This is a genomic window from Arsenicicoccus dermatophilus (assembly GCF_022568795.1).
Lineage (GTDB): Bacteria > Actinomycetota > Actinomycetes > Actinomycetales > Dermatophilaceae > Arsenicicoccus > Arsenicicoccus dermatophilus.
Genome location: NZ_JAKZHU010000001.1, coordinates 651077 through 676250, shown reverse-complemented (window position 1 = coordinate 676250; position 25174 = coordinate 651077). Strand labels below are relative to the sequence as shown.

Genomic DNA, 25174 nt, shown 5'->3' with positions numbered 1-25174 from the left:
CCGACACCGGACGCGAGGAAGGTTGCACCATGACTGCTGGACAGCCCACGGGCGCAGGCAAGAGCTCGGGCGCGGGTCCCGGCAAGGGCACGGACACCAGCGCCCTGGCGAGCGCGCTCGTCGCCCTGGGCATGAAGTACGGCCCGACCGTCTACGAGGCCGTCAAGAGGGGCAAGGAGCCGGCTCGCAAGGCGGCCGAGCGCGAGGTGGGCCGGGCCAACATGCGCCGCCGTGCCCTGGAGCACGCGCACCACCTCGTCGACGGCTCGGTGCTGACCGTCTTCGACGGCGACCAGCGACTCTTCGTGGTGTTCAACGGCGACCGACCGATCGCCTCCCACCCCTCCACCACCAAGTCGCTCGAGGTCCTCATCCAGGGCTACGACCTGGACAAGCGGGTGCGCTCGACGCCCCGCCCCCGCTTCACCCCCCGCCTCAAGGGCATGACGTCTCGCCCCCGGGGCGTGACGCCCCGCCGCCCCGCCGGTGAGTGAGCGCCCCTGGGCGGACGCCGGGGCCCTGCCCGTCCTCACCACGGCGATCGCCGAGGCGGACCGGGAGGGCAGCACGCTGCGCTATCGCGGCGTCGACGTGCGCGAGCTCGTCGGACGAGTCCCCTTCGAGCAGGTCTGGGGCCTGCTCGTCGACGACGCGCTGACCCCCGGGCTGCCGTCCGCCGAGCCCTTCCCCCTGCCGGTCCGCACCGGGGACGTGCGGGTCGACGTGCAGAGCGCCCTGGCCCAGCTGGCACCCGTCTGGGGCTTCCGGCCGCTGCTCGACATCGACCGCGACCAGGCGCGCGACGACCTGGCGCGCGCGTCGGTGCTCGCCATGAGCTTCATCGCCCAGTCCGCCCGGGGCGAGGACCTGCCCGCCGTCCCCCAGCGCGAGGTCGACCGGGGCGGCTCGCTGGCCGAGCGGTTCATGATCCGGTGGCGCGGCGAGCCGGACCCCCGGCACGTCGAGGCCGTCGACGGCTACTGGGTCGCGGTGGCCGAGCACGGCTTCAACCCCTCGGCCCTGACCGCCCGGGTCATCGCCTCCACCGGCGCCGACGCCGCCGCCTGCCTGTCCGGAGCGGTGGGCGCGATCAGCGGCCCGCTGCACGGCGGCGCACCGCGACGGGTCATGTGGCTGCTGGAGGACGTCGCGGCGGGCGCACCCGTCGAGCAGGTGGTGGCGACGGCCCTGGACCGGCGCGGCCGGCTGATGGGTTTCGGCCACAGCGTCTACCGCGACACCGACCCTCGAGCCGTGGTGCTCAAGCAGATGTGCCAGCGGCTGGGCGCCCCGCGCTACGACGCCGCGTGCGCGCTCGAGGCGGCGGCCCTCGCCGCGCTGCGGGAGCGCTGCCCGGACCGGCCGATCGCCACCAACGTGGAGTTCTGGGCCGCCGTGCTGCTGGACCTCGCCGAGGTGCCAGCCCAGATCGTGACCCCGATGTTCGTCTGCGGGCGGACGGCCGGCTGGTCCGCGCACGTCCTGGAGCAGATGGCCCAGCGACGCATGATCAGACCCCAGGCACGGTATGACGGCCCGCCACCCCGTCACCTCTCCCAGGTGTCGGGCGGCTGACCCCGCCCGCGGGTCCAGTGCAGCGCGGCTGACCCCGCCCGCGTCCGCATCGCGGCGCGCCCCGGTCGCCGACGGCATACCGCTGCGACGATGGAGCGCATGGCCGACCACGCCCCCACCCCGCCGATCGTCCTGCCCGACGAGCTGCGGCCCGCCGACGGCAGGTTCGGCTCCGGGCCGAGCCGGGTCCGCCCCGCGCAGGTGCAGCGGCTCGTGGCCGACGCGCAGGCGGTGCTGGGCACCTCGCACCGCCAGGAGCCGGTCCTGCGGGTCGTCGCCGAGCTGCGCCGGGGGCTGGCCGAGCTGTTCGCGCTGCCGGACGGCTACGAGGTGGTGCTGGGCAACGGCGGGTCGACGGCCTTCTGGGACGTGGCGGCGCTCGGGCTGGTGCGCGAGCGGGTCCAGCACGTCGTGGTGGGTGAGTTCTCGGCGAAGTTCGCCGAGGTGACGTCCGCCGCGCCGTTCCTGGCCGAGCCGGACGCGCGCCGCTCGGCCCCGGGCACCCGCACGGCGCCGGTGGCGGCCGACGACGTGGACTGCTTCGCCTGGCCGCACAACGAGACCTCGACCGGGGTCATGCTGCCCGTGTCGCGCGTCGGCTCGGCCGACCAGCTCGTCCTGGTGGACGCGACCTCCGCCGCGGGCGCGCTTCCGCTGGACGTGTCCTGCTGCGACGCCTACTACTTCGCCCCGCAGAAGGTCCTCGGCTCCGACGGCGGGCTGTGGCTGGCGCTGCTGTCCCCCGCCGCGATCGAGCGCGCCGGGCAGATCGCGGCGACGGGCCGGTGGATCCCGGCCTCCCTGTCCCTCGCCACGGCGATCGCCGCCAGCCGCCAGGACCAGACCTACAACACCCCGGCCCTGGCCACCCTGCTCATGGCGGCGGAGCAGGTGTCCTGGCTCAACGCGCAGGGCGGCCTGGACTGGGCCTGCCGGCGCGCGGCCGAGAGCTCGTCGTCGGTCTACGCCTGGGCGGAGGCGCGGGACTGGGCACGGCCCTTCGTGGCCGACCCGGCAGCCCGCTCGCCGGTGGTCTGCGCCGTCGACCTCGCCGACGAGATCGACGCCGCCACGGTGACGCGGGTGCTGCGGGCCAACGGCATCGTCGACACCGAGCCCTACCGCAGGCTCGGGCGCAACCAGCTGCGGATCGCGACCTTCCCGGCGGTGGAGCCGCGGGACGTCGAGATCCTCACGAGCGCCGTGGACTTCGTGGTCGACCGGCTCTGATCCTGGCAGGGCGGCGTCCGGGCCAGGTCAGCGCACCGGCCGCAGCCGAGCGCACCAGCCGGGTCAGGTCAGCGTACGAGCGTGCCGTAGGCGGCCAGGGCCAGGCACAGCGCCAGGACGAGCAGGGTCGCGGTGCGACGGAAACGTGGGGTCATCGGGCCAGCACCTCGGCAGGATCGGGGTCAGGGGCGGACGGGTTGACGACGACGAAGCCACCGCTGCCGGTGCGCCATCGGAAGCGCACCCCGTCGGACACCATGATGTAGCCCACGGCCGCCAGGACGGCGATCCCGGTGGCGATGGCGCCGACACCGATGGTCCACCGCGCACCGAAGGTGTCCCCGATCCATCCGACGAGCGGGGCCCCGAGCGGGGTGCCGCCGAGGAAGATCGCCATGTAGAGCGACATCACCCGGCCGCGCATCTCCGGCTCGGTCCCGAGCTGGACCGAGGCGTTGGCGGTGGTCATCACCGTGAGCGCCGTCAGCCCGCAGGGCACCAGGCAGGCGGCGAAGAACCAGTAGCTCGGCGCCAGGGCGGCCGCCGCGCTGGCGACGGTGAAACCCGCGAGGGCGGTCAGCAGCACCCGCAGCCGGGGCCGGGCCCGGCGGGCCGACAGCAGGGCGGCCGACAGCGAGCCGATCGCCATGATCGAGCCGAGCATGCCGTACTCCCCCGCGCCCCGGCCGAAGACCGTGGTGGCCATCAGCGCCATGGTGAGCTGGAAGTTCATCCCGAAGGTCCCGAGCATGAAGACCACGAACATCAGCAGCTGGATGTCGGGTCGCCCGCGGACGTAGGCGACGCCCTCCCGGATCGCCCCGCCCCCTCGGCGCAGCGGCGCGGGCCGAAGCTCGGACTCTCGCAGCAGCAGCAGGCTGGTGATGACGGCGACGAAGGACAGGGCGTTGACCAGCAGCGCCGGGCCGGTGCCCCAGGCCGCGATGGTGACCCCGGCGACGGCGGGCCCCACCAGGCGAGCGGCGTTGAAGGACGCGGAGTTCAGGCCGACGGCGTTGCCCAGCAGCTCGGGGCCGACCAGCTCGGAGGCGAAGGCCTGGCGGGTGGGGTTGTCCACGGCCGCGGCGCAGCCCTGGGCGGCGGCGAGGACGTAGATCATCCACAGCTGCGCGGTGCCGGTGACGACGAGCAGCCACGTGAGGATCGTGGTGATGCCGATGGCGGTCTGGGTGAGGAGCAGGATCCGGCGCTTGGGGAAGCGGTCGGCGATCGCCCCGGCCCAGGGCGCGAGGAGCACCACGGGGGCGAACTGCAGCCCGGTGACGACGCCGAGCGCGGCCGCCGAGTGGTCGGTCAGCTCGGTCAGGACCAGCCAGTCCTGGGCCACCCGTCCCATCCAGGTCCCGATGTTGGAGACGAGCCCGCCGAGGAAGAAGGTGCGGTAGTTGGGCACGCGCAGCGAGGCGAAGGTCGTGCTCATCGGCCGGACACCTCCAGCAGGATGTCGGTCGCGCGGCGCAGCGTCGCCAGGTCCTCGGGGGGCAGCGCCTCGATCCGGGCGAGCATCCACGAGTCGCGCTGCGCGCGGGTGCGTATGACGAGCTCCTCGCCCGCGGCCGTGCGGCTGACCAGCACCTGCCGCCCGTCGGTCGGGTGAGGCGTCCGCTCCACCAGCCCCAGGTCGACCAGGCCCCCGATGGTGCGGGTCATGCTCGGCGCGCTCACCCGCTCGGTGTCGGCGAGATCGCCTGGGGTGCGGGGCTGGTCGAGGCGGAAGAGCACGCTCGCCTGGTGCGGCGCGATCTCCTCGGTGCCCTCGAAGCGGACACGGCGGCTGATCCGCTGGCAGGCGAGTCGGAGGTCGTTGGCGAGGTGGCAGAGGTCTCGAGTCATCGATCGTTAGCCTACCTCATTACCTTGGCTAACGATCTGGGTCGACCACGCCCGGTCCGTCGACTGGCCGGCAGGTCGGCCGGGTCAGCCCCGCCCTGACCCGTCGGTGCCGCCGTCGGCCATGAGCCCCAGCACCTCCCGCCGGTGCGGCGGCAGCGATGCCACCGCCCCCGGCCGCGGCGGCCGCGCGAGGAGCGGCGCATCCTGGCGCGTCGACGACCGTCTCCCTGCGCGCTCCTGCTCCAGCACGTCGAGGAAGCCGTCGACGTCGCTCACCCGGTCCTTGGGCAGGTGGTCCACCCCGCCGGTGCCCGACGACAGCAGCTCCTGGGCGCAGGACCGCCGGTCGCGCCGTACCGGCGACCAGGACCGGCAGCCCCACCCAGATGATCGTGGTCCCGGCACGACGGCGAGCAGGACCACGACGCCAGGCAGCGCCGCATCCCCTCCCCCTGCCGGTGCCTGCGGCGTCGGGCTACCCGGCCTGCTCGGTCCACCCGTCGAGGACGGCCTCGGTTCCGGACAGCCCCAGGCGCGTCGCCCCCGCCTCGATCATCTCGCGCGCGGCCTCGGCGGTGCGGATCCCGCCGGAGGCCTTGACCCCCAGGCGATCTCCCACGGTCTCGCGCATCAGCCGGACCGCGTGGGCGGTGGCTCCGCCGCTGGGGTGGAAGCCCGTGGAGGTCTTGACGAAGTCGGCGCCCGCGGCCTCGGCGGCCTGGCAGGCCCCGACGACCTGCTCGTCGGTGAGGGCGGCGGACTCGATGATCACCTTGAGCACCGCGCCCTCGCAGGCGGCCCGGACCGCCGCGACGTCGGCCTCGATCGCGTCGACGTCGTCCGCGACGGCCGCGCCCACGTCGATGACCATGTCGATCTCGTCGGCCCCGAGGCGCACCGACTCGGCGGCCTCGGCGGCCTTGACCGCGGAGGTGTGCTTGCCGCTCGGGAAGCCGCACACGACGGCCACCTTGACCGAGGTCTCGATGGGCAGCATCGACGGTGACACGCACACCGACCAGGCGCCCAGCCGCTCGGCGTCGGCGATCAGGGCCTGCACGTCGGCGGGCGTCGCCTCCGGCTTGAGCAGGGTGTGGTCGACCATCTGCGCGACCTGGTCGCGAGTCAGCTCCGTCATACGACTCACCCTAACGAGCGGGCAGCAGCGGTCGTACGCCGAACCGCCCGGCTGCGCGCACCGGGCGCGCGCAGACGGGCGGTCGGTGCGCCGGTGGTCAGGCGACGCCGAGGGCGGTCTTGACCGGGGTGATGCAGAAGTAGACGACGAAGAGCAGCCCGACGAGCCACAGCAGCGGGTGGATCTCGCGGGCCTTGCCGCGGGCGAGCTTGACGACGACGTAGGACACGAAGCCCGCGCCGATGCCGACGCTGATGGAGTAGGTGAAGGGCATGAGGACGATGGTGAGGAAGGCCGGGATGGCGATCTCCATGTCCTCCCAGTCGATCCCGGTCACCTGCTGCATCATCAGGAAGCCCACGACGACCAGGGCCGGGGTGGCCGCCTCGTAGGGCACCACCGACACCAGCGGCGACAGGAAGGTCGCGGCCAGGAAGAGCACGCCGGTGACCACCGAGGCCAGGCCGGTGCGGGCCCCCTCGCCGACGCCGGCGGCGGACTCGATGTAGGACGTGTTGGAGCTGACCGAGCCCAGGCCGCCCGCGATGGCGGCGACCGAGTCCACGATCAGGATGCGCTGGGAGCCGGGCGGGTCGCCCTCCTCGTCGAGCAGGCCCGCCTCACCGCCGATGGCGACCATGGTGCCCATGGTGTCGAAGAAGTCGGCGAGCAGCAGGGTGAAGACCAGCAGCGCCGCGGACACGACCCCGAGCTTGGGGAACGAGCCGAGCAGGGAGAAGTCACCCAGCAGGTCGAAGTGCGGGACCGCGAAGGGATTGCTGGGCAGGCGCGGGACGTTGAGCCCCCAACCGGTGGGGTTGACGACCTTGCCGCCCGGTCCGGTCTGCGAGCCGATGTGCAGGACCGCCTCCAGGACGATCGCGAGCACGGTCGCCCCGGTGATGCCGTAGAGGATCGCGCCCTTCACGTGGTTGACCATCAGCCCGATGGTGAGGAACAGGCCGACGACGAAGACGAGCAGCGGCCACCCGTTGAGGAAGCCGCCGATGCCGAGCTCCACCGGGGTGGGGCCGGTCGGCTTGCGGACGAAGCCCGCGTCGACCAGGCCGATGATGGTGATGAACAGGCCGATCCCGACCGAGATGGCGGTCTTGAGCTGCGCGGGGATCGCGTGGAAGACGGCCCGGCGGAAGCCCGTGAGCACCAGGAGCAGGATGATGATGCCCTCCAGCACGATCAGGCCCATCGCGTCGGCCCAGGTCATCTGCGGCAGCGTGGCCACGCCGAAGGCCAGGAAGGCGTTGAGGCCCAGGCCGGTCGCCAGCGCCAGCGGGTAGTTGGCCACGACACCCATCAGGATCGTCATCAGGCCGGCGATCAGCGCGGTGCAGCTCGCGACCATCGCGAGGTTGGGGTGTCCCCCGCCGCCGATGAAGGCCCCGGTGGAGTCCTTGGCGGTGCCGATGATCAGCGGGTTGAGGACCACGATGTAGGCCATCGTGAAGAAGGTGACGATGCCGCCGCGGACCTCCTGACCGACGGTGGAGCCGCGCTCGGCGATGCGGAAGTAGCGGTCGAGGGTGGAGCGGCCGGCGGGCGTGCTGCCGGCCGGGCGTGCGGGGGCCTGCTTCATGGGAGAAATCTACCGACTTCTCGGCTGGCTCCCAGGTAGTCGTCCACCGAGCCCCCACCTAGGCTGGGCGCATGGCCCGCCGCCCGAGCATCGACGCCACGACGCTGCCCGTCGTGCGGGTGCGCACCGACCGGGTGGTGGTGCTCGGCCTGTGGCTGTGGGCGGTCGCCCTCGTCGTCATCCTGCTGGTCCCCGGCTTCCACGCCCAGGGCCGGTCCTGGTGGCCCTACGTCTGCGTGGCCGGGCTGGCGATCGGGGTCGTGGGCTACTGGTACGTCCGCAGCGGGCGCGCCCGCTCGCGCGGGGCCTGACGGCACGCGACGGACGAGCCCGCCACCACGGTGGGGTGACGGGCTCGATCCGGAGAGCGGCAGGCCGGGTCAGCGGGTGCGCGGCGGCCCCGCCGGCGCGCCGGCCGCACGCCGCGCCCCCCGGCGACCCCGCCGTGCGGGAGTCTCGACGGCGGGAGTCTCGGGCTGGGTGGCCGCAGCCTCGTCGGTCGCCTGGACCGGGGACGCCTCGGTCTCGGCCACGAGAACGACCGGCTCGCTCGCCGGAACCGCCTCGACGGCCTCGACGACCGCGACGGTCTCGGCCGCGGCCTGGGGCTCGGCGGCCTGCTCCACGACCGCCTCGGCGGTCGGCTCGACCACCTCCAGGTCGACGGCGAGGTCGTCCACGACCGGCGGATCGAGCGGGCGAGGCCGCGAGCGCTCCAGGTCGCACTCGCTGTGGGCGCCGCAGCCGTGGTCGAGCGAGACCACCCGCCCGTCCGAGGGCGACCACTCGTTGGCGCACACCCCGAAGGAGCGTCGCAGCGCACCCGCCATGGGCACGAAGTAGCCGCACGTCTCGCACCGCGCCGGCGCCTGTCGGGCGACGTCGGAGGTGGGGCCGTTGTCCCCGTCGTACCAGCGCTGGGCCGCCACCTCACGGCCCTCGGCCGAGAGCACCCGCCTGCGACCCAGGCCGAGCTCCCACTCGGCCATCTGGTCCACGTCCTCCTCGCCCGTGGCCTCGAAGCCGGGCTCGAGGTTGGGGTCCTCCTCGCGGTAGGGGCTGACGTCGCCGGGCCCGAGGTCGCCGGGGGCGATGCGCTGATCGTAGGGCAGCCACGCCGGCGCCACGATCGAGGTCTCGCCGGGCAGCAGGTGGGTCTCGGAGACGGTCACCGTGCGCGAGCGGGACACCCGGGTGACGGTGATCGACCAGAGCCAGTCGGGATAGCCCGGGGCCAGGCAGGCGAACCGGTGGGTGGCCAGACGCTCGGCGTCCATGACCACGCCGACGTGCTCGCCGACCATGCCGGGCTCGGCGATGGACTCGGCGGCCTGCCGGGCGAGGTCCACGGCGGCGAACAGGGTGGTGTCGGGCTTGAGGGTGGCCATCGGTCAGCTCCCGTCGAAGGTGTCGGCGATGACGCGCAGCGCGGCCGCCAGGCGGGCCGCCGCGGCCGGGTCGGGGTAGCGCCCCTTGCGCAGCTGGGCGGACGCGCCGTCGAGCAGGCGGATGGTGTCCTCGATGATCGGGACCATCTCCTCGGCCGGGCGTCGGGTGCGCTCGTGGAGGGTCCGGGCGACGGACGGCGCCTCGTCCAGGACCGTGACCGACAGCGCCTGGGGGCCGCGGCGGCCGTCCATGATCCCGAACTCGACCCGCGTCCCCGGCTTGAGGGTGGTCACCCCGGCGGGGAGGGCGTTGGCGTGGACGAAGACGTCGCCGCCGTCGTCGTCGCCCAGGAAGCCGAAGCCCTTGTCGGCGTCATACCACTTGACCTTGCCCGTTGGCACTGGTCCACCTCTAGTCGTCGTCGGGTGCGGGCCGGGCCCCGCGGGCGGGGTCGGCGGACGGTGCGAGCGCGTCGCACCGTCCGCCCAGGCTAACGGGTCACGTCGGGTGCCGCTCTCGGGCGCGGCGAGGCACGGCCCTCCGACCAGCCCCTCAGGGGTATGTCGGGGACCGGGTCTAGCCTGTCCGGGTCGGCAGACAAGGGGGACGACGTGCGACGAGACAGCGCAGCCGTGGGGGTGCTGGCCGTGACCGCGGCCTTCGCCCTGGCCGCCTTCCAGGGGCTGGGGGGCGCCGCACCGGGGGCCGCCCGCCCCTCGACGAGCACGGCCGCCTCACCTGCTCCCTCGCCGGTCAGCACCGAGCCGGTCCCGGCGAGCTGGACGAGCGTCGACACCCGCCCGGTCACCCCGCCGGACCTGCGTCTCGCCCGCAACGTCACGGTGGAGGACCCCAGCTATCCCGACCTGAGCCACCCCGAGGTCGACGCGCTGCGCTACGCGCTCGACCTCGACTGGGACGGCCGCACGCTCGCCGGGACCGCGACCGTGCGGCTGCGGGTGACCCGCGACACCGACCGGCTGCAGCTGGCGCTCGCCGACCCCCTGCGCGTCGTCGCGGTGACGCTGGACGGCCGGCCCGCGCAGGTGCGGCGGGAGCGGGACACGGTGACGGTGCTCGCGCCGGGGCTGCGCCGCGACGGGGAGCACCAGGTGGTCGTGCGCTACGCCGGGACCCCGACGACGGTCAAGGCCCCCACCACCCGCGGGGACGACGTCGGGGGTCTCGGGTGGGGATATGACGCGCAGGGCCAGGTGAGCACCTACCAGGAGCCCTTCGGGGCCTACACCTGGTACCCCGTCAACGAGCACCCGTCGGACAAGGCGTTCTACGACCTGACGATCCGGGCGCCGCGGGGGCAGGTGGGCGTGGCCAACGGACGGCTCGTCGGGCGCGAGGACGCCGACGGGCGGGTGCGGACCCGGTGGCACCTGGACTCCCCCGCCTCCAGCTACCTCACCACGGTCGCCGTCGGGCGCTACCGGCAGCATGAGCAGACCCTCCCGGGCGGCACGCCCGGCTCGGTGTGGACCCTCCCGGAGGACGAACCGCTCGTGCCCGCCCTGCAGGCGGCGCTGCGGGACGCCCACGACGTCCTCACCGCTCAGGTGGGCCCTTATCCCTTCTCCACGTCCGGGCTGGTCGTGACCGCGGGCCAGTCGGCGATGGAGACCCAGTCCCTGATCACGCTCGGGCGGCTGCCGGCGCGGGTGGCGGCGCGAGAGGTGACCGTCCACGAGCTGGCCCACCAGTGGTACGGCGACCTGGTCACCACCCGGGACTGGCAGCAGGCCTGGCTCAACGAGGGCTGGGCGATGTACTGGGAGCTGGCCTACCGCGCCCGGCGCGGCGCCCCGGTCCCGGTGGACCAGGTGGCGCAGGGGTGCGCCGACGCGGTGGCCGAGGCCGGGCAGGCCGGCCACCCGGACAAGGACCACTTCGCGGCCGAGAACATCTACCTCTGCCCGGCGCTGATGCTGCGCGAGCTCCGGCAGCAGGTGGGTGACGCGGCCTTCCTGCGGCTGGCCCGGGGCTGGCCGGCGCAGCACCGCTACGGCACCGCGACCCGCGCCGACCTGGAGACCTACGCCCAGCAGGTCACCGGGCACGACATACGCCCGCTGACGCGCCGATGGCTCGACCAGGTGGACCCCCAGGCCCCGCCGACGGTCAGCCCTGGTCCACCAGCCTGACCGCCTGGTCCCGCATCTCGACCTTGCGGATCTTGCCGGTCACCGTCATCGGGAAGGAGTCGGTGATGTGCACGTAGCGCGGGATCTTGTAGTGCGCGAGCCGGCCGGCGCAGAACTCCTCGACGTCCTGCACCGTGAGCGCGGGCACGCCCTCGCGCATGATGATCCAGGCCATGAGCTCCTCGCCGTACTTCCTGTCCGGCACCCCGATCACCTGGACGTCCTGGATGTCCGGGTGGGTGTAGAGGAACTCCTCGATCTCGCGCGGGTAGACGTTCTCCCCGCCGCGGATGACCATGTCCTTGATCCGGCCCACGATCGCGACGTAGCCGTCCTGGTCCATCGTCGCCAGGTCGCCGGTGTGCATCCAGCCATCCTGGTCGATGGCCTCGGTGGTCTTGTCCGGCTGGCCCCAGTAGCCCAGCATCACCGAGTAGCCGCGGGTGCAGAACTCGCCGGTCTCGCCGCGCGCCACCTGCTCCCCCGTCGCCGGGTCGACGATCTGGATCTCCACGTGTGGCATCACCCGCCCGACGGTCTCGGTGCGGTGCTCGATCGTGTCGGCCGGGCTGGTGATGGTGGACACCGGCGAGGTCTCGGTCATGCCGTAGCAGATGACGACCTCGCGCATCCCCATCCGCTCGATGACCTTCTTCATCGCCTCGACCGGGCACGGCGAGCCCGACATGATCCCGGTGCGCAGGCTGGACAGGTCGTAGGACTCGAAGTCCGGCAGGGCCAGCTCGGCCAGGAACATCGTGGGCACGCCGTACAGGCTGGTGCAGCGCTCCTGCTGCACCGCCGTGAGCGTCGCGACCGGGTCGAAGGTCGGGGCCGGGATCACCATGGCCGCGCCGTGGGTGGTGCAGGCGAGGTTGCCCATCACCATCCCGAAGCAGTGGTAGAAGGGCATCGGGATGCACACCACGTCCTGCTCGGTGTAGCTCAGCCCCTCCCCGACGGAGAAGCCGTTGTTGAGGATGTTGTGGTGGGACAGGGTCGCGCCCTTGGGGAATCCCGTGGTGCCCGAGGTGTACTGAATGTTGATCGGGTCGCTGCTCGACAGGCCGGCCATCCGCGCGTCCAGGTCGTCGTCGCCGACCGACCGGCCCGCGGCGAGCAGCTCGTCCCAGGAGTCCTCGTCGAAGTAGGCGATGAGCTCCAGGTCCGGGCAGTCGTGCCGGACCGACTCGAGCATCTGCTGGTAGGCCGAGGACTTGTAGGCCACGGCGCTGACGACCATGCGCATCCCGGACTGCTTGACGACGTACTCCAGCTCGTGGGCGCGGTAGGCCGGGTTGATGTTGACCAGGACGATGCCCGCCTTGGCCGTGGCGTACTGCACCAGGGTCCACTCGGCGCGGTTGGGGGCCCAGATGCCCAGCCGGTCGCCGGGCTGCAGGCCCTTGGCGATCAGACCCTTGGCGACCTCGTCCACCGCGGCGTCCAGCTCGCGGTAGGTCCATCGGCGGCCGGTCCACACCTCGACCATCGCCAGCCGGTCGCCGTGCTGCTGGACCGTGCGCTCGAGGTTGGCGCCGATGGTGCCGTCGAGGAGCGGCGAGTCGGAGGCGCCGTTGTCGTACGAGAGCGTCGTTGCCGTCATGCCCGGAGTCTGACCACGTGGCGTGACCGAGGCAACACCTGACGCGTCCTGGGCGCCGAGCGGTCGGCCTCGCACCACGAGCGGCAGGTGACCGGGTCCCGGCACGTACCGTGGTGCGGTGAACCCTGCCCCTGATCGCGCCACCGCCGAGTCTCGCCGTCCCCGGAGCCTGGCCGACGACCTGCGGGGCCGCTCCGAGGAGGAGCTGGTCGCGCTGCTGCTCGCCCGCCCCGACCTGGCGCGTCCGGCACCGGCGGACCTGACGGCGCTCGCGGCCCGCTCGGGCACCCGGGCCTCGACGCAGCGGGCGCTGGAGGGTCTGGACGCCGGGCACCTGCAGCTCCTGGAGGCGCTGCTCGCGAGCGGCTCCCCGGCGGACGTGACGCAGGCGGCCCGCTGGCTCGGAGCCGAGTCCGGGCCGCAGCGGCAGGCCCTGGACCGGGCCCTGACCGACCTGGAGACGGCCGCGCTGGTATGGCGCTGCGGTGCGGACCTGTCGGTGACCCGCACCGTCGGCGACCTGCTGGGTCCGCGCCCCGGGGGGCTCTGGCCCGGCCTGGCCGCCCTGCTCGTCGCCGTACCCGCCTCGCTGCGCACGGCGCAGGCCCTCGCAGCGGTGGTGGACTCGGTGCCTGCCGAGGCCCGCGCCATCCTGGAGCGGCTCGCGTGGGGGCCGGGCGCCCTGGCGGCCGACGAGCGCGCGCTGGCCAGCGCCGACGTGCGGGACCTGGTCGACCGGCGCCTGCTGGTGCCGTGGGGCGAGGACCAGCTCGTCCTGCCCCGCGAGGTGGCGCTGCACCTGCGCGGCGGACGGCTGCTCGCGGAGCCGGGGCTGCTGCCTCCCGACGTGCCGACGACCAGCCGGTCCGGGACGGTCGTGGACCTCGCCGCGGGAGGTGCCGCCTCCGAGCTGCTCGCCCAGGTCGACGAGCTCGCCCACCGGTGGGGCGCCGAGCCCCCGCGGGTGCTGCGGGCGGGCGGCCTGTCGGTGCGCGACCTGCAGGCCCTGGCGCGAGCCCTGGACGTGACACCCGACCGGGCGGCCTTCGTCGTCGAGATCGCCCACGCCGCCGGGCTGCTCGCGGACGACGGCGCCCTCGACCCCTCCTGGGTGCCCACCTCGATGCTCGACGAGTGGGCCGCCCGCCCGCCGCAGGACCGGTGGGCGGCGCTGGCCGCCGCCTGGATCGCGACCACGCGCGCCCCCCACCTGGTCGGCCAGACCCAGCCCGGTGCCCGGTCGGTCACCAACGCCCTCGGCCCGGACGTGCAGTGGCCCGTCGTGCGCACCGTCCGGGCAGACGTGCTCGCCGCGCTCGCGGACGCGGGTCCCGGCGCCGCCGTCACCCCCGACGGGCTCGTCGCCCTGCTGGCCTGGCGGCGACCGCTGCGGCGGGTCGCCGACGCGGCGCAGGTCGTCGCGGCCGTGGTGCGCGAGGCCGAGTGGCTGGGTCTCACCGGCCGCGGCGCCCTCGCGGATGCGGGCCGGACCCTGCTGGACCACCCCGAGGACCCCGCCGCTGCCGCTGCCGCCATGGCACCCCACCTGCCGGCGCCCGCCTCCGAGATCCTGCTGCAGGCCGACCTGACCGCCGTCGCCCCGGGCCGGGTCGAGGGCGACCTCGCGCACCTGCTCCGGGCCGCCGCGGACGTCGAGTCTCGTGGTGGGGCGACGGTGTTCCGGTTCGGCGAGGCTTCGCTGCGCCGAGCCCTCGACGGCGGGGTCACCCCGGACGAGCTGCTCGAGCGACTGCAGGCCGCGAGCGCCACCCCGGTCCCGCAGCCCCTCGCCTACCTGGTCCAGGACGTCGCCCGCCGGCACGGGCGCGCCCGGGTGGGGCCCGCGTCGTCATACCTGCGCTGCGACGACCCGGTGACGCTGGACGCGATGCTGGCCTCGCCCGCCCTGGCCCCGCTGCGGCTGCGGCGCCTCGCCCCGACGGTGCTGGTCAGCGCGGCGTCGGGCGACCGGGTGCTGACCGCTCTGCGCGACAACGGTTTTGCGCCTGCCGCCGAGAGCGAGGACGGGGTGGTCACCGTGCCGCAGGCGGTGGCCCGGCGTGCGCCGGCCCGCAGCAGGAGCGGCGCCCCGACCCTGACGGCCGTGGTCGACGAGGAGCACGCCCGGGGCGTCGTGGCGGCCCTGCGCTCCGGGCGGGTGGGCGCCGACGCGAGCCGCCACGGCGCGCCCGAGGAGGCGACGGATCCCACGGTCGTCCTGGCCCTGCTGCGGGACGCGGCGGAGGACCGCCGACCGGTGCAGGTGTCGTATGTCGGGGCCGACGGCGAGGCCACGCCGCTGGTCTTCACCCCCCGGCGGGTCGAGGCTGGCCGGGCCTACGGGACGGTGGGGACGAGCGAGGTGGAGCGCGTCCTGAGCATCCATCGGGTGAGCTCGGCAACCCCTCACTAGGGCCATCCACGGATGGCGCGAGTCGGCCATGGCGTCACGGATCGGACACCGGCTGTGATGGTCGGGCGCACCGATGCGCCATCACACCAGGGGGATTCATGAATACTCGTACTCGGGTGCTCGCCTGCGCCACCGCGCTCGCGGCCACCATGACCGTCGCGCCGGGCACCGCCGAGGCGGCCCACCGCGAGACGCCCGCTCCCGGCCACCACGCCGGCGGCTTCGCACCCGTCACCACCCTCGACTTCGACGCGCTGCGGATCGCCTCCCCGGCGGCCGGCCAGTCCGCGGTCGCCGGGATCCGCCGCGCCGACGCCACCTCCGAGGGGCCGCTCGTGGTCGCCACCGCCACCGGCCGCAGCTGGACCACCACCACCCTCGACGCGACCGCCAAGGACGTCCGGATCGCGGCGAGCGACGGCAGGACCTTCGTGATGGGCGTCGGCGAGAAGCCCAGCCTGTGGCAGCACGACGGCCAGCGGTGGACCAGCCTGCCCCTGCCGACGACGGTGGAGACGATGCGCTCGATGGCGCTCACGTCCGCCCACGGCACGCCCGTCGTCATCGGCACCCCGACCCAGGGGGCCGTTCCGGCGGGCCGGACCGCGTCCCAGTCGCTCGTGGTCACGCGCTATCTCGAGGGGACGTGGCAGGGCAAGGCCACCCCCTTCGAGGGCACCAACCCGGCACCGGGCGGGGTGGCGGTTCCCTACCTCGCCCTGGCGGTGCAGGGCCATGTGCTCGCGACGACCCGGCAGGTGAGCGGCTATCCCCAGGTCCAGGACCTGTCCACGTCCCCGGCCACCCCGCTCCTGGGCTTCTGGCTCCGGTATCGCACGGTCCTCGACACCCCGGGCGGGTTCACCGCCCAGGGGCCGACGGAGATCGTCGGATGGGGAAGCCGTCAGGCGAGCGACTCGAGCGGCGGCAGGACCGAGACCGGTCTGTGCCTGCGCTCGTCCGGCACCGACTGCCCCGCCCCCGTGTGGGCCGTCTCGGCAGCCACCCAGCTCGAGGATGGGCGCACCGTCCTCGGCGGACGGGACACCGCAGCCACGACGGACCGCGACGGCACGGTCCGCCAGCGCGTCCCGGGCGGTTTCGCGTATGCCGCACCCGGCACCACCCCCACTCCCGTCGCCGGAGACCCCGGCGAGACCACCCTGTCCATCGCCGCGGAGCCCACCGGCACCACCGTCTGGGCCCTGACCCGCACCGGCGACCTGCGCCAGGTCCAGAAGGCCACCCTCCCCACCGTCGGCACCCGCCGCTGACACCGGACGCCTGCGCCCGGCGCGTCTCCCGCCCGCGAGGGGACGCGCCGGGTCCGGTCAGGCGGGGTAGAGCCGGGCGAGGCCGGCCTGGCCCAGGTCGATCGCGCGCAGGGCGCGATCTCGCGGGCGAGGTGGCCGTTCGCGGGGCCGCCGGCGGTGACGGGCTACTCGCCGGAGAGGGCCTTGACCACCCGGGACGGGGAGGGACGGCCGAGCTGCTCGCTCATCCACACCGAGGTCGCCACCAGGGCCCCCAGGTCGACGCCGGTCTCGACGCCCATGCCGTGCAGCGCCCACACCAGGTCCTCGGTGGCCAGGTTGCCGGTGGCGGACTTCGCGTAGGGGCACCCGCCCAGGCCGCCGGCCGACGCGTCGATCGTCCGGACGCCGAGCCGGATCGCCTCCAGCGAGTTGGCGAGCGCCTGGCCGTAGGTGTCGTGGAAGTGCACGGCGATCCGGTCGGTGGCGATCCCACGGGCGTCCAGCGCCTCCAGCAGGCGCCCCACGTGCCCGGGGGTGGCGACGCCGATGGTGTCGCCCAGGGAGAGCTGGTCGGCGCCGAGGTCCGTCATCCGGCGGCACACGTCGGCGACCTGGTCGACGGGCACGTCCCCCTCCCAGGGGTCGCCGAAGCACATGGAGACATAGGCGCGCAGCCACAGGCCGTCGTCCTTGGCGCGCTTGGCGACCGGCTCGAACATCGTGAACTGGTCCAGCACCGTGGAGTTGAGGTTGCGGGCGGCGAAGGTCTCGGTGGCCGACCCGAAGATCGCGACCGACGAGACGCCCAGGTCGAGCGCGCGGTCCAGGCCCTTCTCGTTGGGGACGAGCACCGGGCGATGGGTGCCGAGGGCGAGCTCGCCGAGGGACGAGACGAGCTCGGCCGCGTCGGCGAGCTGCGGGACCCAGCGCGGCGACACGAAGCTGGTGATCTCGACGGTCTCCAGGCCGGCGGCGAGCATCCGGCGGACGAACTCCGCCTTGACCTCGACGGGCACGACGGACTTCTCGTTCTGCAGACCGTCGCGGGCGCCGACCTCGTAGATCGTGACCCGGTCGGGGGCGCCGGTCATGGGCTCGAGCTGGGGCTTGCGCATGTCACTCCTGAACGTCGTCGGTCGAGGATCTGCTCCCATCCTGCCGCACGGCACCCGGGTGGCCACCCGGGCGGCGTCCCCGCCACGGCACCGGCGCGACGGCCGCGGGAAGGCCGTGACGTGTGGCAGCGTTGCGCGCAGGGCGACCCCGGTCGCCTTCCGGCATACCCCCGCCAGACCACCCGAGGAGCCCCGCGTGCCCGATGGCCCCCTGATCGTCCAGAGCGACAAGACCCTCCTGCTCGAGGTGGACCACCCCGGCGCGGAGGTGGCGCGGCGAGCGATCGCGCCGTTCGCCGAGCTGGAGCGGGCGCCGGAGCACGTCCACACCTATCGCGTCACGCCCCTCGGCCTGTGGAACGCCCGGGCGGCGGGGCACGACGCCGAGCAGGTTGTGGACGCGCTCGTCACGCACAGCCGGTATGCCGTGCCCCACAGCCTGCTCGTGGACGTCGCCGAGACGATGGACCGCTACGGCCGGCTGACCCTGGACAAGCACCCCGCCCACGGCCTGGTCCTGCGCACCACCGACCGGGCCGTCCTCACGGAGGTGCTGCGGCACGAGAAGATCCGCCCGCTCGTCGGCGCCGCGGTCGACGACGGCACCGTGGTGGTGCACCCCTCCGAGCGGGGCCACCTCAAGCAGGAGCTGCTCAAGGTGGGGTGGCCCGCCGAGGACCTCGCGGGATATGTCGACGGCGAGGCCCACCCCATCGACCTGGCCGAGGACGGCTGGTCGCTGCGGCCCTACCAGCAGCAGGCGGTCGACGGCTTCTGGCACGGCGGGTCCGGGGTCGTGGTGCTGCCGTGCGGCGCCGGCAAGACCCTGGTCGGCGCCGCCGCGATGGCCAGGGTGCGGGCCACCACCCTGATCCTGGTCACCAACACCGTCTCCGCGCGGCAGTGGCGCGACGAGCTGGTCCGGCGGACCTCGCTGACCGAGGACGAGATCGGGGAGTACTCCGGCGCCCGCAAGGAGATCCGCCCGGTCACCATCGCGACCTACCAGGTGCTCACGACCAGGCGCAAGGGCGTGTTCCCGCACCTGGAGCTGCTCGACGCCCGCGACTGGGGGCTCGTGGTCTACGACGAGGTGCACCTGCTGCCGGCGCCGATCTTCCGGATGACCGCGGACCTGCAGGCCCGGCGTCGCCTGGGGCTGACCGCCACGCTGGTGCGCGAGGACGGGCGCGAGTCCGACGTGTTCTCGCTGATCGGGCCCAAGCGGTACGACGCCCCCTGGAAGGACATCGAGGCACAGGGCTGGATCGCCCCGGCCGACTGCGTCGAGGTGCGGGTGACGCTGCCCGACCCCGAGCGCATGGCCTATGCCGTCGCCGAGCCCGACGACCGCTACCGGCTCGCGTCCTGCGCCGAGGCCAAGGAGCGCGTCGTCGAGCGGCTGGTCGAGCGCCACGGCGGCGAGCCGACCCTGGTCATCGGGCAGTACCTCGACCAGCTGGAGTCCCTCGCCGCCCGCCTGGACGCGGCGCTGATCACCGGGCAGACCACGGTGCGCGAGCGCCAGCGGCTGTTCGACGCCTTCCGGGCCGGGGAGATCTGCCGGCTGGTGGTGTCCAAGGTCGCGAACTTCTCGATCGACCTGCCCGAGGCGTCCGTGGCGATCCAGGTGTCGGGGACCTTCGGGTCGCGGCAGGAGGAGGCCCAGCGGCTCGGACGGGTGCTGCGGCCCAAGGGCGACGGCCGGACCGCGCACTTCTACACCGTGGTGACCCGGGACACCGTGGACGCCGACTTCGCCGCCCACCGGCAGCGCTTCCTCGCCGAGCAGGGCTATGCCTACACCATCGTCGACGCCGACGACCTGGGCTGAGACCGACCGCTCCCATGCAGCCGATTCCCAGCAAACCTTCAGTGCAGGTCGTCATACTGGCAGCATGAGCACCGCACCCGAGGCCCGCCTGCTGGTCGTCGAGGACCAGCCCAACATCCGTGAGCTCCTCGCCACCAGCCTGCGATTCGCCGGCTTCGAGGTCTACACCGCCGGGGACGGGGGTGCCGCGCTGATCCTGGCCGAGGAGCACGAGCCGGACCTGGTCGTGCTCGACGTGATGCTGCCGGACATGAGCGGCTTCACGGTCACCACCAAGCTGCGCGAGGCCGGGCGCCACGTCCCGATCGTCTTCCTCACCGCCCGCGACGCCGTCGACGACCGCGTCAAGGGCCTCACGATCGGCGGCGACGACTACATCACCAAGCCGTTCAGCCTCGAGGAGGTCGTGGCGCGCATCCGTGCGGTGCTGCGCCGCACCCGCACCGACGAGCCGCAGGACTCCACCATCGTCTTCCACGACCTGGAGCTCAACGAGGACTCCCACGAGGTGCGCCGGGCGGGCAAGGTCATCGACTGCTCCCCCACCGAGTTCAAGCTGCTGCGCTACCTCATGCTCAACCCCAACCGGGTGCTCTCCAAGCCGCAGATCCTCGACCACGTCTGGGACTACGACTTCCGCGGTGAGGCCGGCATCGTCGAGTCCTACATCTCCTACCTGCGCCGCAAGGTCGACACCATCGACCCGCCGCTGATCCACACCAAGCGGGGTGTGGGCTACGTGCTGCGGCTGCCTCCCGAGATCTCGTGATCGCACCGCCCGCCGCATGGGGCGGGGCCGCGCGCCGGGCGCTGCAGCGGGTGCCGCTGACCCACCGGCTGGTGCTCATCACCGTGATGATGATGGCGGGCGCCCTGACCCTGACGACCGCAGCCAGCTCCTGGCTGCTCGAGCGGCAGCTCGTGGCCCGGCTGGACCAGGAGCTCGCCACCAGCGCCGTGCCCCTGCGCGACGCCGCGATCGACGCGCTCCTGCGCGACCGCGAGCTCGACAACTTCCCCACCAACTACGGCGTCTACATCTACCTGCGCGGCTCCAACCAGCAGATCGCCTTCCACCCGCCGACCGAGACCGAGCGCCCCGACATACCTCCGCTGACCCTGAACTCGCCCCAGGTCACCGGCCGGACGATCTTCGAGGTGCCGTCCAAGGACGGCGGGTCCAAGCACTGGCACGTCATCGCCGGCACGCTCACCGGAGGGTCCGGCACCTATGCCGTGGCGGCGTCCCTGCGCGGCGTGGAGCGCACCACCAGCCAGGCCGTGCTGTTCAACCTCGGCGTCGGCCTGGTAGCGCTCACCGCCCTGATCGGGCTCGGGTGGCTGGTGATCCGCCGCGCCTTCCGACCGCTGCGGCAGATCGAGGACACCGCCGCGGTGATCGCCGGTGGCGACCTCACCCGGAGAGTCCCGATCCGCGACTCCCGCGACGAGGTCGCCAGCCTGGGACTGTCCATCAACCGGATGCTCAGCCACATCGAGGAGTCCTTCCAGCACGTGGAGGCGAGCGAGGCGCGGATGCGCCAGTTCGTCGCCGACGCCAGCCACGAGCTGCGCACCCCGCTCGCGGCCGTGCGGGGGTATGCCGAGCTCTACCGCCAGGGCGCGGTCACGCAGCCCGACCACGTGCGCCAGGTCTTCACCCGCGTCGAGGACGAGGCGACCCGCATGGGCGCGCTCGTCGAGGACCTGCTGGCCCTCGCGCGCCTGGACGAGCAGCGACCGATGACGATGACCGACGTCGACCTGACCGTGCTCGCCGCCGACGCCGTGCAGGACGCCCGCGCCCTCGCCCCCGACCGGGCGATCACGCTCCAGGGCATCGGCGGGCCGCTCGGCCCGGTGCCGGTGTGCGGCGACGAGGCCAAGCTGCGCCAGCTGATCACCAACCTCGTCGGCAACGCCGTCAACCACACGCCCGCCGGCACCCCCGTCGAGATCGCGGTCGGCGCGCACGACCCCGAGCACGCCCTGCTGCAGGTGATCGACCACGGGGACGGCATCGCGCCAGAGCTCGTCGAGCGCGTCTTCGAGCGGTTCTTCCGCGACGACCCCTCCCGAGGACGCACCGAGCACGCGGGCGGCACCGGCCTCGGCCTGGCCATCGTGCGGGCCATCGTCGGCGCCCACGGCGGCCGGGTGTGGATCGACCAGACCCCGGACGGCGGTGCGACCTTCTCCGTCCGACTTCCCGCCACCAAGCCCACAGCACAGGCCTAGGAATCACCCATCGATCGCCTAGGTTGACCGAAGAACCTGCGTGACACCATCCCCCGAAGGAGCCCCGCGATGTCCGAGCCGCTCGACCCGCACTCGCCGCCGTCCGGCCGTCCGGCCACCCCCGGCCACCCCGGACCGGGCCAGCCGGCCCCCGCCGAGCACACGCAGGAGATCCCCCACCACGACACCACCCACGAGCTGTCGGTGACCCCTGGCCACCCCGCCGAGGGCGGGCCGGCTGCGGGCGGGCCGCCCGCGGGGGCGAGCACCACCCCCGGTTCCGTGCTCCCTCCCCCGCAGGGGGCGCCGTACGGCTCGGGCGGATCGACCCCCGCCGGCCCGACGGCGCGACCGGCCCGACGCGGCGGCTGGTGGCAGGTGCCGACCGCCGCCCTGGCCGCGGCGCTGCTGGCCAGCGGCGGAACCGCGGCGCTGGTCTCCCACAACGCCGACGGGCGCGCCGGCTCCGCCGTGACCACCCACTCCCCGAGCCCCGCGGCCGGCTCGGCGCGCAACACGCAGGCACCGCTGCAGCAGGCCAACGCCGACGCCCCCAACTGGAAGGCCACCGCCGCCGCGGTCTCCCCCAGCGTCGTGTCCATCTCGGTGGCGGACGCGGGCGGCAACGGCGGAGAGGGGTCCGGGGTGATCCTGGACCAGCAGGGCCACATCGTCACCAACAACCATGTCGTCGGCCGCAACGGCAGCGACCCGCAGATCGTCGTGACGCTGTCCGACCAGCGGGCGTTCCGCGCCAAGATCGTGGGCCTGGACCCCTCCACCGACCTCGCCGTGATCCAGCTGCAGGACGGCGTCAAGGACCTGCGGCCCATCGCCATCGGCGACTCCGACAAGATCGCCGTGGGCGCACCGGTCATGGCCGTGGGCAACCCGCTCGGCCTGTCCGGCACGGTCACCACCGGCATCGTCTCCGCGCTCAACCGCCCGGTGCGCACCACCCAGCAGCCTCAGCAGGACCCGATGGGCGGGCTCTTCGGCGGACGTCAGCAGTCCGCCGCCAACGAGGTGATCACCAACGCGATCCAGACGTCCGCCCCGATCAACCCCGGCAACTCCGGCGGGGCCCTCGTCAACGCCGACGGGCAGCTCGTCGGCATCAACTCCTCGATCGCCTCGATGGGCACGGCCGAGGGCGAGCAGGGCGGCTCCATCGGCATCGGGTTCGCGATCCCGGTCAACGAGGTCACCTCGATCGCCGACCAGCTGATCAAGAGCGGCAAGGCCGAGCACGCCTTCATGGGCGTGACGTCCACCACCGACATGGTCAAGGACGGCGACGGCCAACGGGTCGCGGCCGTCATCGGCACCGTGGTGCCGGGAGGCCCGGCCGACCAGGCCGGGCTGCGACCCAAGGACGCCATCATCGCCATCGAGGGCGAGCCGGTCACGGGCTCCAACTCGCTGGTGGCCCAGGTCCGCGAACGCAAGGTCGGCGACAAGGTCACGATGACCTACCTGCGCGACGGCGCCCGCAAGGACGTCGAGGTGACCTTCGCCCAGAAGTCCCAGAGCTGAGGCCGGCCGGGCCGGGAGGACCCCTGCGCGACGGCCCCTGGGCCTGGACAGCCTTGCGGCCGAACGGTTCTCGCCAGGCGGGCGGGTGCGGTCGAGGACACGCACCCGCCCGCCGGCGTATCCTGGGACGTTCCCCCGTCGCCGTGCGAGAGACCCGTGATGCCTGCTGCCCCCGACCCCTGCGACCTGGGTGCCGAACAGGACTACCTCCTGCGGGCTCGCGCCGCGCTGGCCGCCATGCGGAATCGGACCATGTCGCTGCAGGTCAACGCCGGCGACCCGATCGCCGCGGAGCGGCTGGCGGTCGCCCTGTGGCAGCGGGCCCGGTCCCTGGAGGACGACCCCACGACGGCGTTGTTCTTCGGACGGCTCGACCTGGACACCGCGGACGACACGGCCCAGGAGGGGCACGAGCGCTTGTACGTCGGGCGCCGGCACGTCTCCGACGAGTCGGGCGACCCCCTGGTCATCGACTGGCGGGCCCCGGTGTCGACGGCGTACTACCGCGCCTCCCCCGACGACCCGATGGGCGTGCGGCTGCGGCGACGCTTCGGCTACGACCGCGGCGAGATCAGCGCCATCGAGGACGAGGACCTGACGGGCGGCGAGAGGCAGCAGCAGGACTCGCAGATCCTGGCGCACGAGATCGAGCGCCCCCGCGTCGGCCCGATGCGGGACATCGTCTCCACCATCCAGCCCGAGCAGGACGCCCTGGTGCGCGTCGACGACGCCACCACCATCTGCATCCAGGGCGCCCCCGGCACCGGGAAGACCGCGGTCGGCCTGCACCGCGCGGCCTGGCTGCTCTACGCCTACCGCGAGCGGCTCAGCCGCCAGGGAGTCCTCGTCGTCGGGCCCAACGCCGCCTTTCTCGAGCACATCGCAGCCGTCCTGCCCACGCTGGGTGAGGTGCAGGTCCGGCATACCACCGTGGACGGGCTGGTCACGGAGCAGGTGCGGGTGCGCGCCACCGATTCCCCCGAGCTCGCCACCCTCAAGGGCGACGCACGCCTGGCCGAGGTGCTCGACCGGGCGGTGCGGGCCCAGGTCCGCGAGCCGCACGAGGCGCTGGTCGTCCCGCGGGGCGCCCGCAGGTGGCGGGTCCCGGCCCACGAGGTGCGCGACCTGGTCGAGGAGCTGCAGGCCCGGGACGTGCGCTACGACGCGGCGCGACAGATGCTCCCGCAGCGGCTGGCCCACGCGGTCCTCGTGCTCATGGAGGCAGCGGGCGACTCCCCGGACGACCGGGTCCAGGACGCCGTCGCCAGCTCCACCCCGGTCAAGAGGTATGCCGAGAGCGTCTGGCCGCAGCTGGACGCCCGCGCGGTCCTGCACCGGCTCTGGTCGGACCCGGACGCGCTGGCCGCGGCGGCCGACGGGGTCCTCACCGAGGAGGAGCAGCGAATGCTCCTGTGGGACAAGGCACCCCGCACGCCCGGCACGGCCCGCTGGACGGTCGCCGACGCGGTGCTGATCGACGAGGTCGGCGACCTGCTCACCCGCACCCCCAGCGTGGGGCACGTGGTGCTGGACGAGGCCCAGGACCTGTCCCCCATGCAGCTGCGGGCCGTCGGGCGACGCTGCTCCACGGGCGCGGCGACGGTGCTCGGGGACATCGCGCAGGGGACCACGCCGTGGGCGACGGGGTCCTGGGCCGAGTCGCTCACCCACCTGGGCAAGCCCGACGGGCAGGTCACCGAGCTGGTCCGGGGCTTCCGGGTGCCCGCCTCGGTCATCGCGTATGCCGCACGGCTGCTGCCCGCCATGGCGCCGGGACTGGCCGCTCCCGAGTCGGTGCGCTCCGACCCGGGCCGGCTCGCGGTGGTCGCGACGTCGCCGCGGACGCTGGTCGAGCGGGTGGCCGAGGAGACGCGCGACGTGCTCGCCGAGCCCGGCTCCCTCGGGGTGATCGTGGCGGACGACCAGGTCGCCGCCGTGGCCGACGCCCTCGCCGCGGCCGGGATCGAGCACGGGGTGCTCGGCGCCGACCACGGTGACGTGGAGCATCGCGTCGACGTGGTGCCGGCGACCATGGCCAAGGGGCTGGAGTTCGACGCCGTCGTGGTCGTCGAGCCGACCCGCATCGCCGCGGCGGAGCCGGACCGGCGGACGGGGTTGCGGCGGCTGTACGTCGTGCTCACCCGCGCGGTCTCTCGGCTCGTGGTGGTCCACGCCGAGCCGCTCCCCCCGCTGCTCGCCACCGACGCGGGCGAGTGACCTCTTCCCCTCGCACCACCGCATCC

Annotated in this window: 21 protein-coding genes; 12 read left to right on the top strand and 9 right to left on the bottom strand. The window is 73.9% G+C overall.

Annotation, left to right across the window (positions count from 1 at the left end; all coding sequences use genetic code 11):
• Positions 1-29: 29 nt before the first annotated feature.
• From MM438_RS03245 to serC, 3 genes are all read left to right on the top strand, one after another.
• Positions 30-494: a hypothetical protein gene (locus tag MM438_RS03245; protein WP_241451031.1), complete on the top strand. Its 465-nt coding sequence runs from the start codon at positions 30-32 to the stop codon at positions 492-494.
• Entirely contained in the window at positions 487-1575 is a 1089-nt protein-coding gene (locus MM438_RS03240) for a citrate synthase 2 (protein ID WP_241451029.1), read from the top strand. Before MM438_RS03245 ends, MM438_RS03240 begins: the two co-directional genes overlap by 8 nt.
• A gap of 99 nt (positions 1576-1674) precedes the next feature.
• On the top strand, positions 1675-2805 hold the full coding sequence (gene serC, locus MM438_RS03235) for a phosphoserine transaminase (RefSeq protein ID WP_241451028.1): 1131 nt from the start codon (positions 1675-1677) through the stop codon (positions 2803-2805).
• A 151-nt stretch (positions 2806-2956) separates the two neighbouring features.
• Here the strand turns inward: serC and MM438_RS03230 are convergent, their stop codons facing one another.
• The 5 genes from MM438_RS03230 to MM438_RS03210 form a co-directional block, all read right to left on the bottom strand.
• Positions 2957-4246, bottom strand: coding sequence for an MFS transporter (locus MM438_RS03230; protein WP_241451026.1), 1290 nt, complete (start codon positions 4244-4246; stop codon positions 2957-2959).
• Positions 4243-4659, bottom strand: coding sequence for a MarR family winged helix-turn-helix transcriptional regulator (locus MM438_RS03225; protein ID WP_241451024.1), 417 nt, complete (start codon positions 4657-4659; stop codon positions 4243-4245). Before MM438_RS03225 ends, MM438_RS03230 begins: the two co-directional genes overlap by 4 nt.
• 84 nt (positions 4660-4743) lie before the next feature.
• Positions 4744-4935: a hypothetical protein gene (locus MM438_RS03220; protein ID WP_241451022.1), complete on the bottom strand. Its 192-nt coding sequence runs from the start codon at positions 4933-4935 to the stop codon at positions 4744-4746.
• Positions 4936-5134: 199 nt separating this feature from the next.
• Positions 5135-5797: a deoxyribose-phosphate aldolase gene (gene deoC / locus MM438_RS03215; RefSeq protein ID WP_241451020.1), complete on the bottom strand. Its 663-nt coding sequence runs from the start codon at positions 5795-5797 to the stop codon at positions 5135-5137.
• Between the two features lie 97 nt (positions 5798-5894).
• Positions 5895-7391, bottom strand: coding sequence for an NCS2 family permease (locus MM438_RS03210; protein WP_241451018.1), 1497 nt, complete (start codon positions 7389-7391; stop codon positions 5895-5897).
• Positions 7392-7462: 71 nt separating this feature from the next.
• On the opposite strand from MM438_RS03210, the gene MM438_RS03205 reads away from it, so the two are divergent.
• The gene (locus tag MM438_RS03205) at positions 7463-7702 is read left to right on the top strand and encodes a DUF2530 domain-containing protein (protein ID WP_241451016.1); all 240 of its coding nucleotides are present in this window, start codon (positions 7463-7465) and stop codon (positions 7700-7702) included.
• A gap of 69 nt (positions 7703-7771) precedes the next feature.
• Here MM438_RS03205 and MM438_RS03200 read toward each other — a convergent pair whose 3' ends face one another.
• The gene (locus MM438_RS03200; protein WP_338155496.1) at positions 7772-8779 is read right to left on the bottom strand and encodes a DUF3027 domain-containing protein; all 1008 of its coding nucleotides are present in this window, start codon (positions 8777-8779) and stop codon (positions 7772-7774) included.
• A gap of 3 nt (positions 8780-8782) precedes the next feature.
• On the bottom strand, positions 8783-9181 hold the full coding sequence (locus tag MM438_RS03195) for a cold-shock protein (RefSeq protein WP_241451014.1): 399 nt from the start codon (positions 9179-9181) through the stop codon (positions 8783-8785).
• A 210-nt stretch (positions 9182-9391) separates the two neighbouring features.
• Between MM438_RS03195 and MM438_RS16610 the strand changes: the two genes are divergently transcribed.
• The gene (locus MM438_RS16610; protein WP_241451012.1) at positions 9392-10933 is read left to right on the top strand and encodes a M1 family metallopeptidase; all 1542 of its coding nucleotides are present in this window, start codon (positions 9392-9394) and stop codon (positions 10931-10933) included.
• Here MM438_RS16610 and MM438_RS03185 read toward each other — a convergent pair.
• Positions 10911-12539: an AMP-binding protein gene (locus MM438_RS03185; protein WP_241451010.1), complete on the bottom strand. Its 1629-nt coding sequence runs from the start codon at positions 12537-12539 to the stop codon at positions 10911-10913. The genes MM438_RS16610 and MM438_RS03185 overlap by 23 nt on opposite strands.
• 118 nt (positions 12540-12657) lie before the next feature.
• Between MM438_RS03185 and MM438_RS03180 the strand changes: the two genes are divergently transcribed.
• Together MM438_RS03180 and MM438_RS03175 are read left to right on the top strand one after the other, a co-directional pair.
• Positions 12658-14952, top strand: a complete 2295-nt coding sequence (locus MM438_RS03180) for a helicase-associated domain-containing protein (RefSeq protein ID WP_241451008.1) — start codon at positions 12658-12660, stop codon at positions 14950-14952.
• 98 nt (positions 14953-15050) lie between these two features.
• Positions 15051-16226, top strand: a complete 1176-nt coding sequence (locus tag MM438_RS03175) for a hypothetical protein (protein ID WP_241451007.1) — start codon at positions 15051-15053, stop codon at positions 16224-16226.
• Positions 16227-16390: 164 nt separating this feature from the next.
• On the opposite strand, the gene MM438_RS03170 is transcribed toward MM438_RS03175, so the two are convergent.
• Positions 16391-17323 (bottom strand): hydroxymethylglutaryl-CoA lyase, encoded by a 933-nt coding sequence (locus MM438_RS03170; RefSeq protein ID WP_241451005.1) that lies wholly within the window; start codon positions 17321-17323, stop codon positions 16391-16393.
• Positions 17324-17519: 196 nt separating this feature from the next.
• Here MM438_RS03170 and MM438_RS03165 point away from each other — a divergent pair, with 196 nt between their 5' ends.
• The 5 genes from MM438_RS03165 to MM438_RS03145 all read left to right on the top strand — a co-directional run bounded on the left by MM438_RS03165 (position 17520) and on the right by MM438_RS03145 (position 25148).
• Positions 17520-19157, top strand: a complete 1638-nt coding sequence (locus MM438_RS03165; protein ID WP_241451003.1) for a DNA repair helicase XPB — start codon at positions 17520-17522, stop codon at positions 19155-19157.
• A gap of 64 nt (positions 19158-19221) precedes the next feature.
• Positions 19222-19926 carry a response regulator transcription factor gene (locus tag MM438_RS03160; protein WP_241451001.1) on the top strand — a complete coding sequence of 235 codons (705 nt, stop codon included), beginning with the start codon at positions 19222-19224 and terminating at the stop codon, positions 19924-19926.
• Positions 19923-21395 (top strand): sensor histidine kinase, encoded by a 1473-nt coding sequence (locus tag MM438_RS03155; protein WP_241450999.1) that lies wholly within the window; start codon positions 19923-19925, stop codon positions 21393-21395. Before MM438_RS03160 ends, MM438_RS03155 begins: the two co-directional genes overlap by 4 nt.
• A gap of 69 nt (positions 21396-21464) precedes the next feature.
• The gene (locus tag MM438_RS03150) at positions 21465-22931 is read left to right on the top strand and encodes a S1C family serine protease (RefSeq protein WP_241450997.1); all 1467 of its coding nucleotides are present in this window, start codon (positions 21465-21467) and stop codon (positions 22929-22931) included.
• A 159-nt stretch (positions 22932-23090) separates the two neighbouring features.
• Complete coding sequence (locus MM438_RS03145) at positions 23091-25148, top strand: HelD family protein (RefSeq protein WP_241450996.1); 2058 nt, start codon at positions 23091-23093, stop codon at positions 25146-25148.
• Positions 25149-25174: the final 26 nt, after the last annotated feature.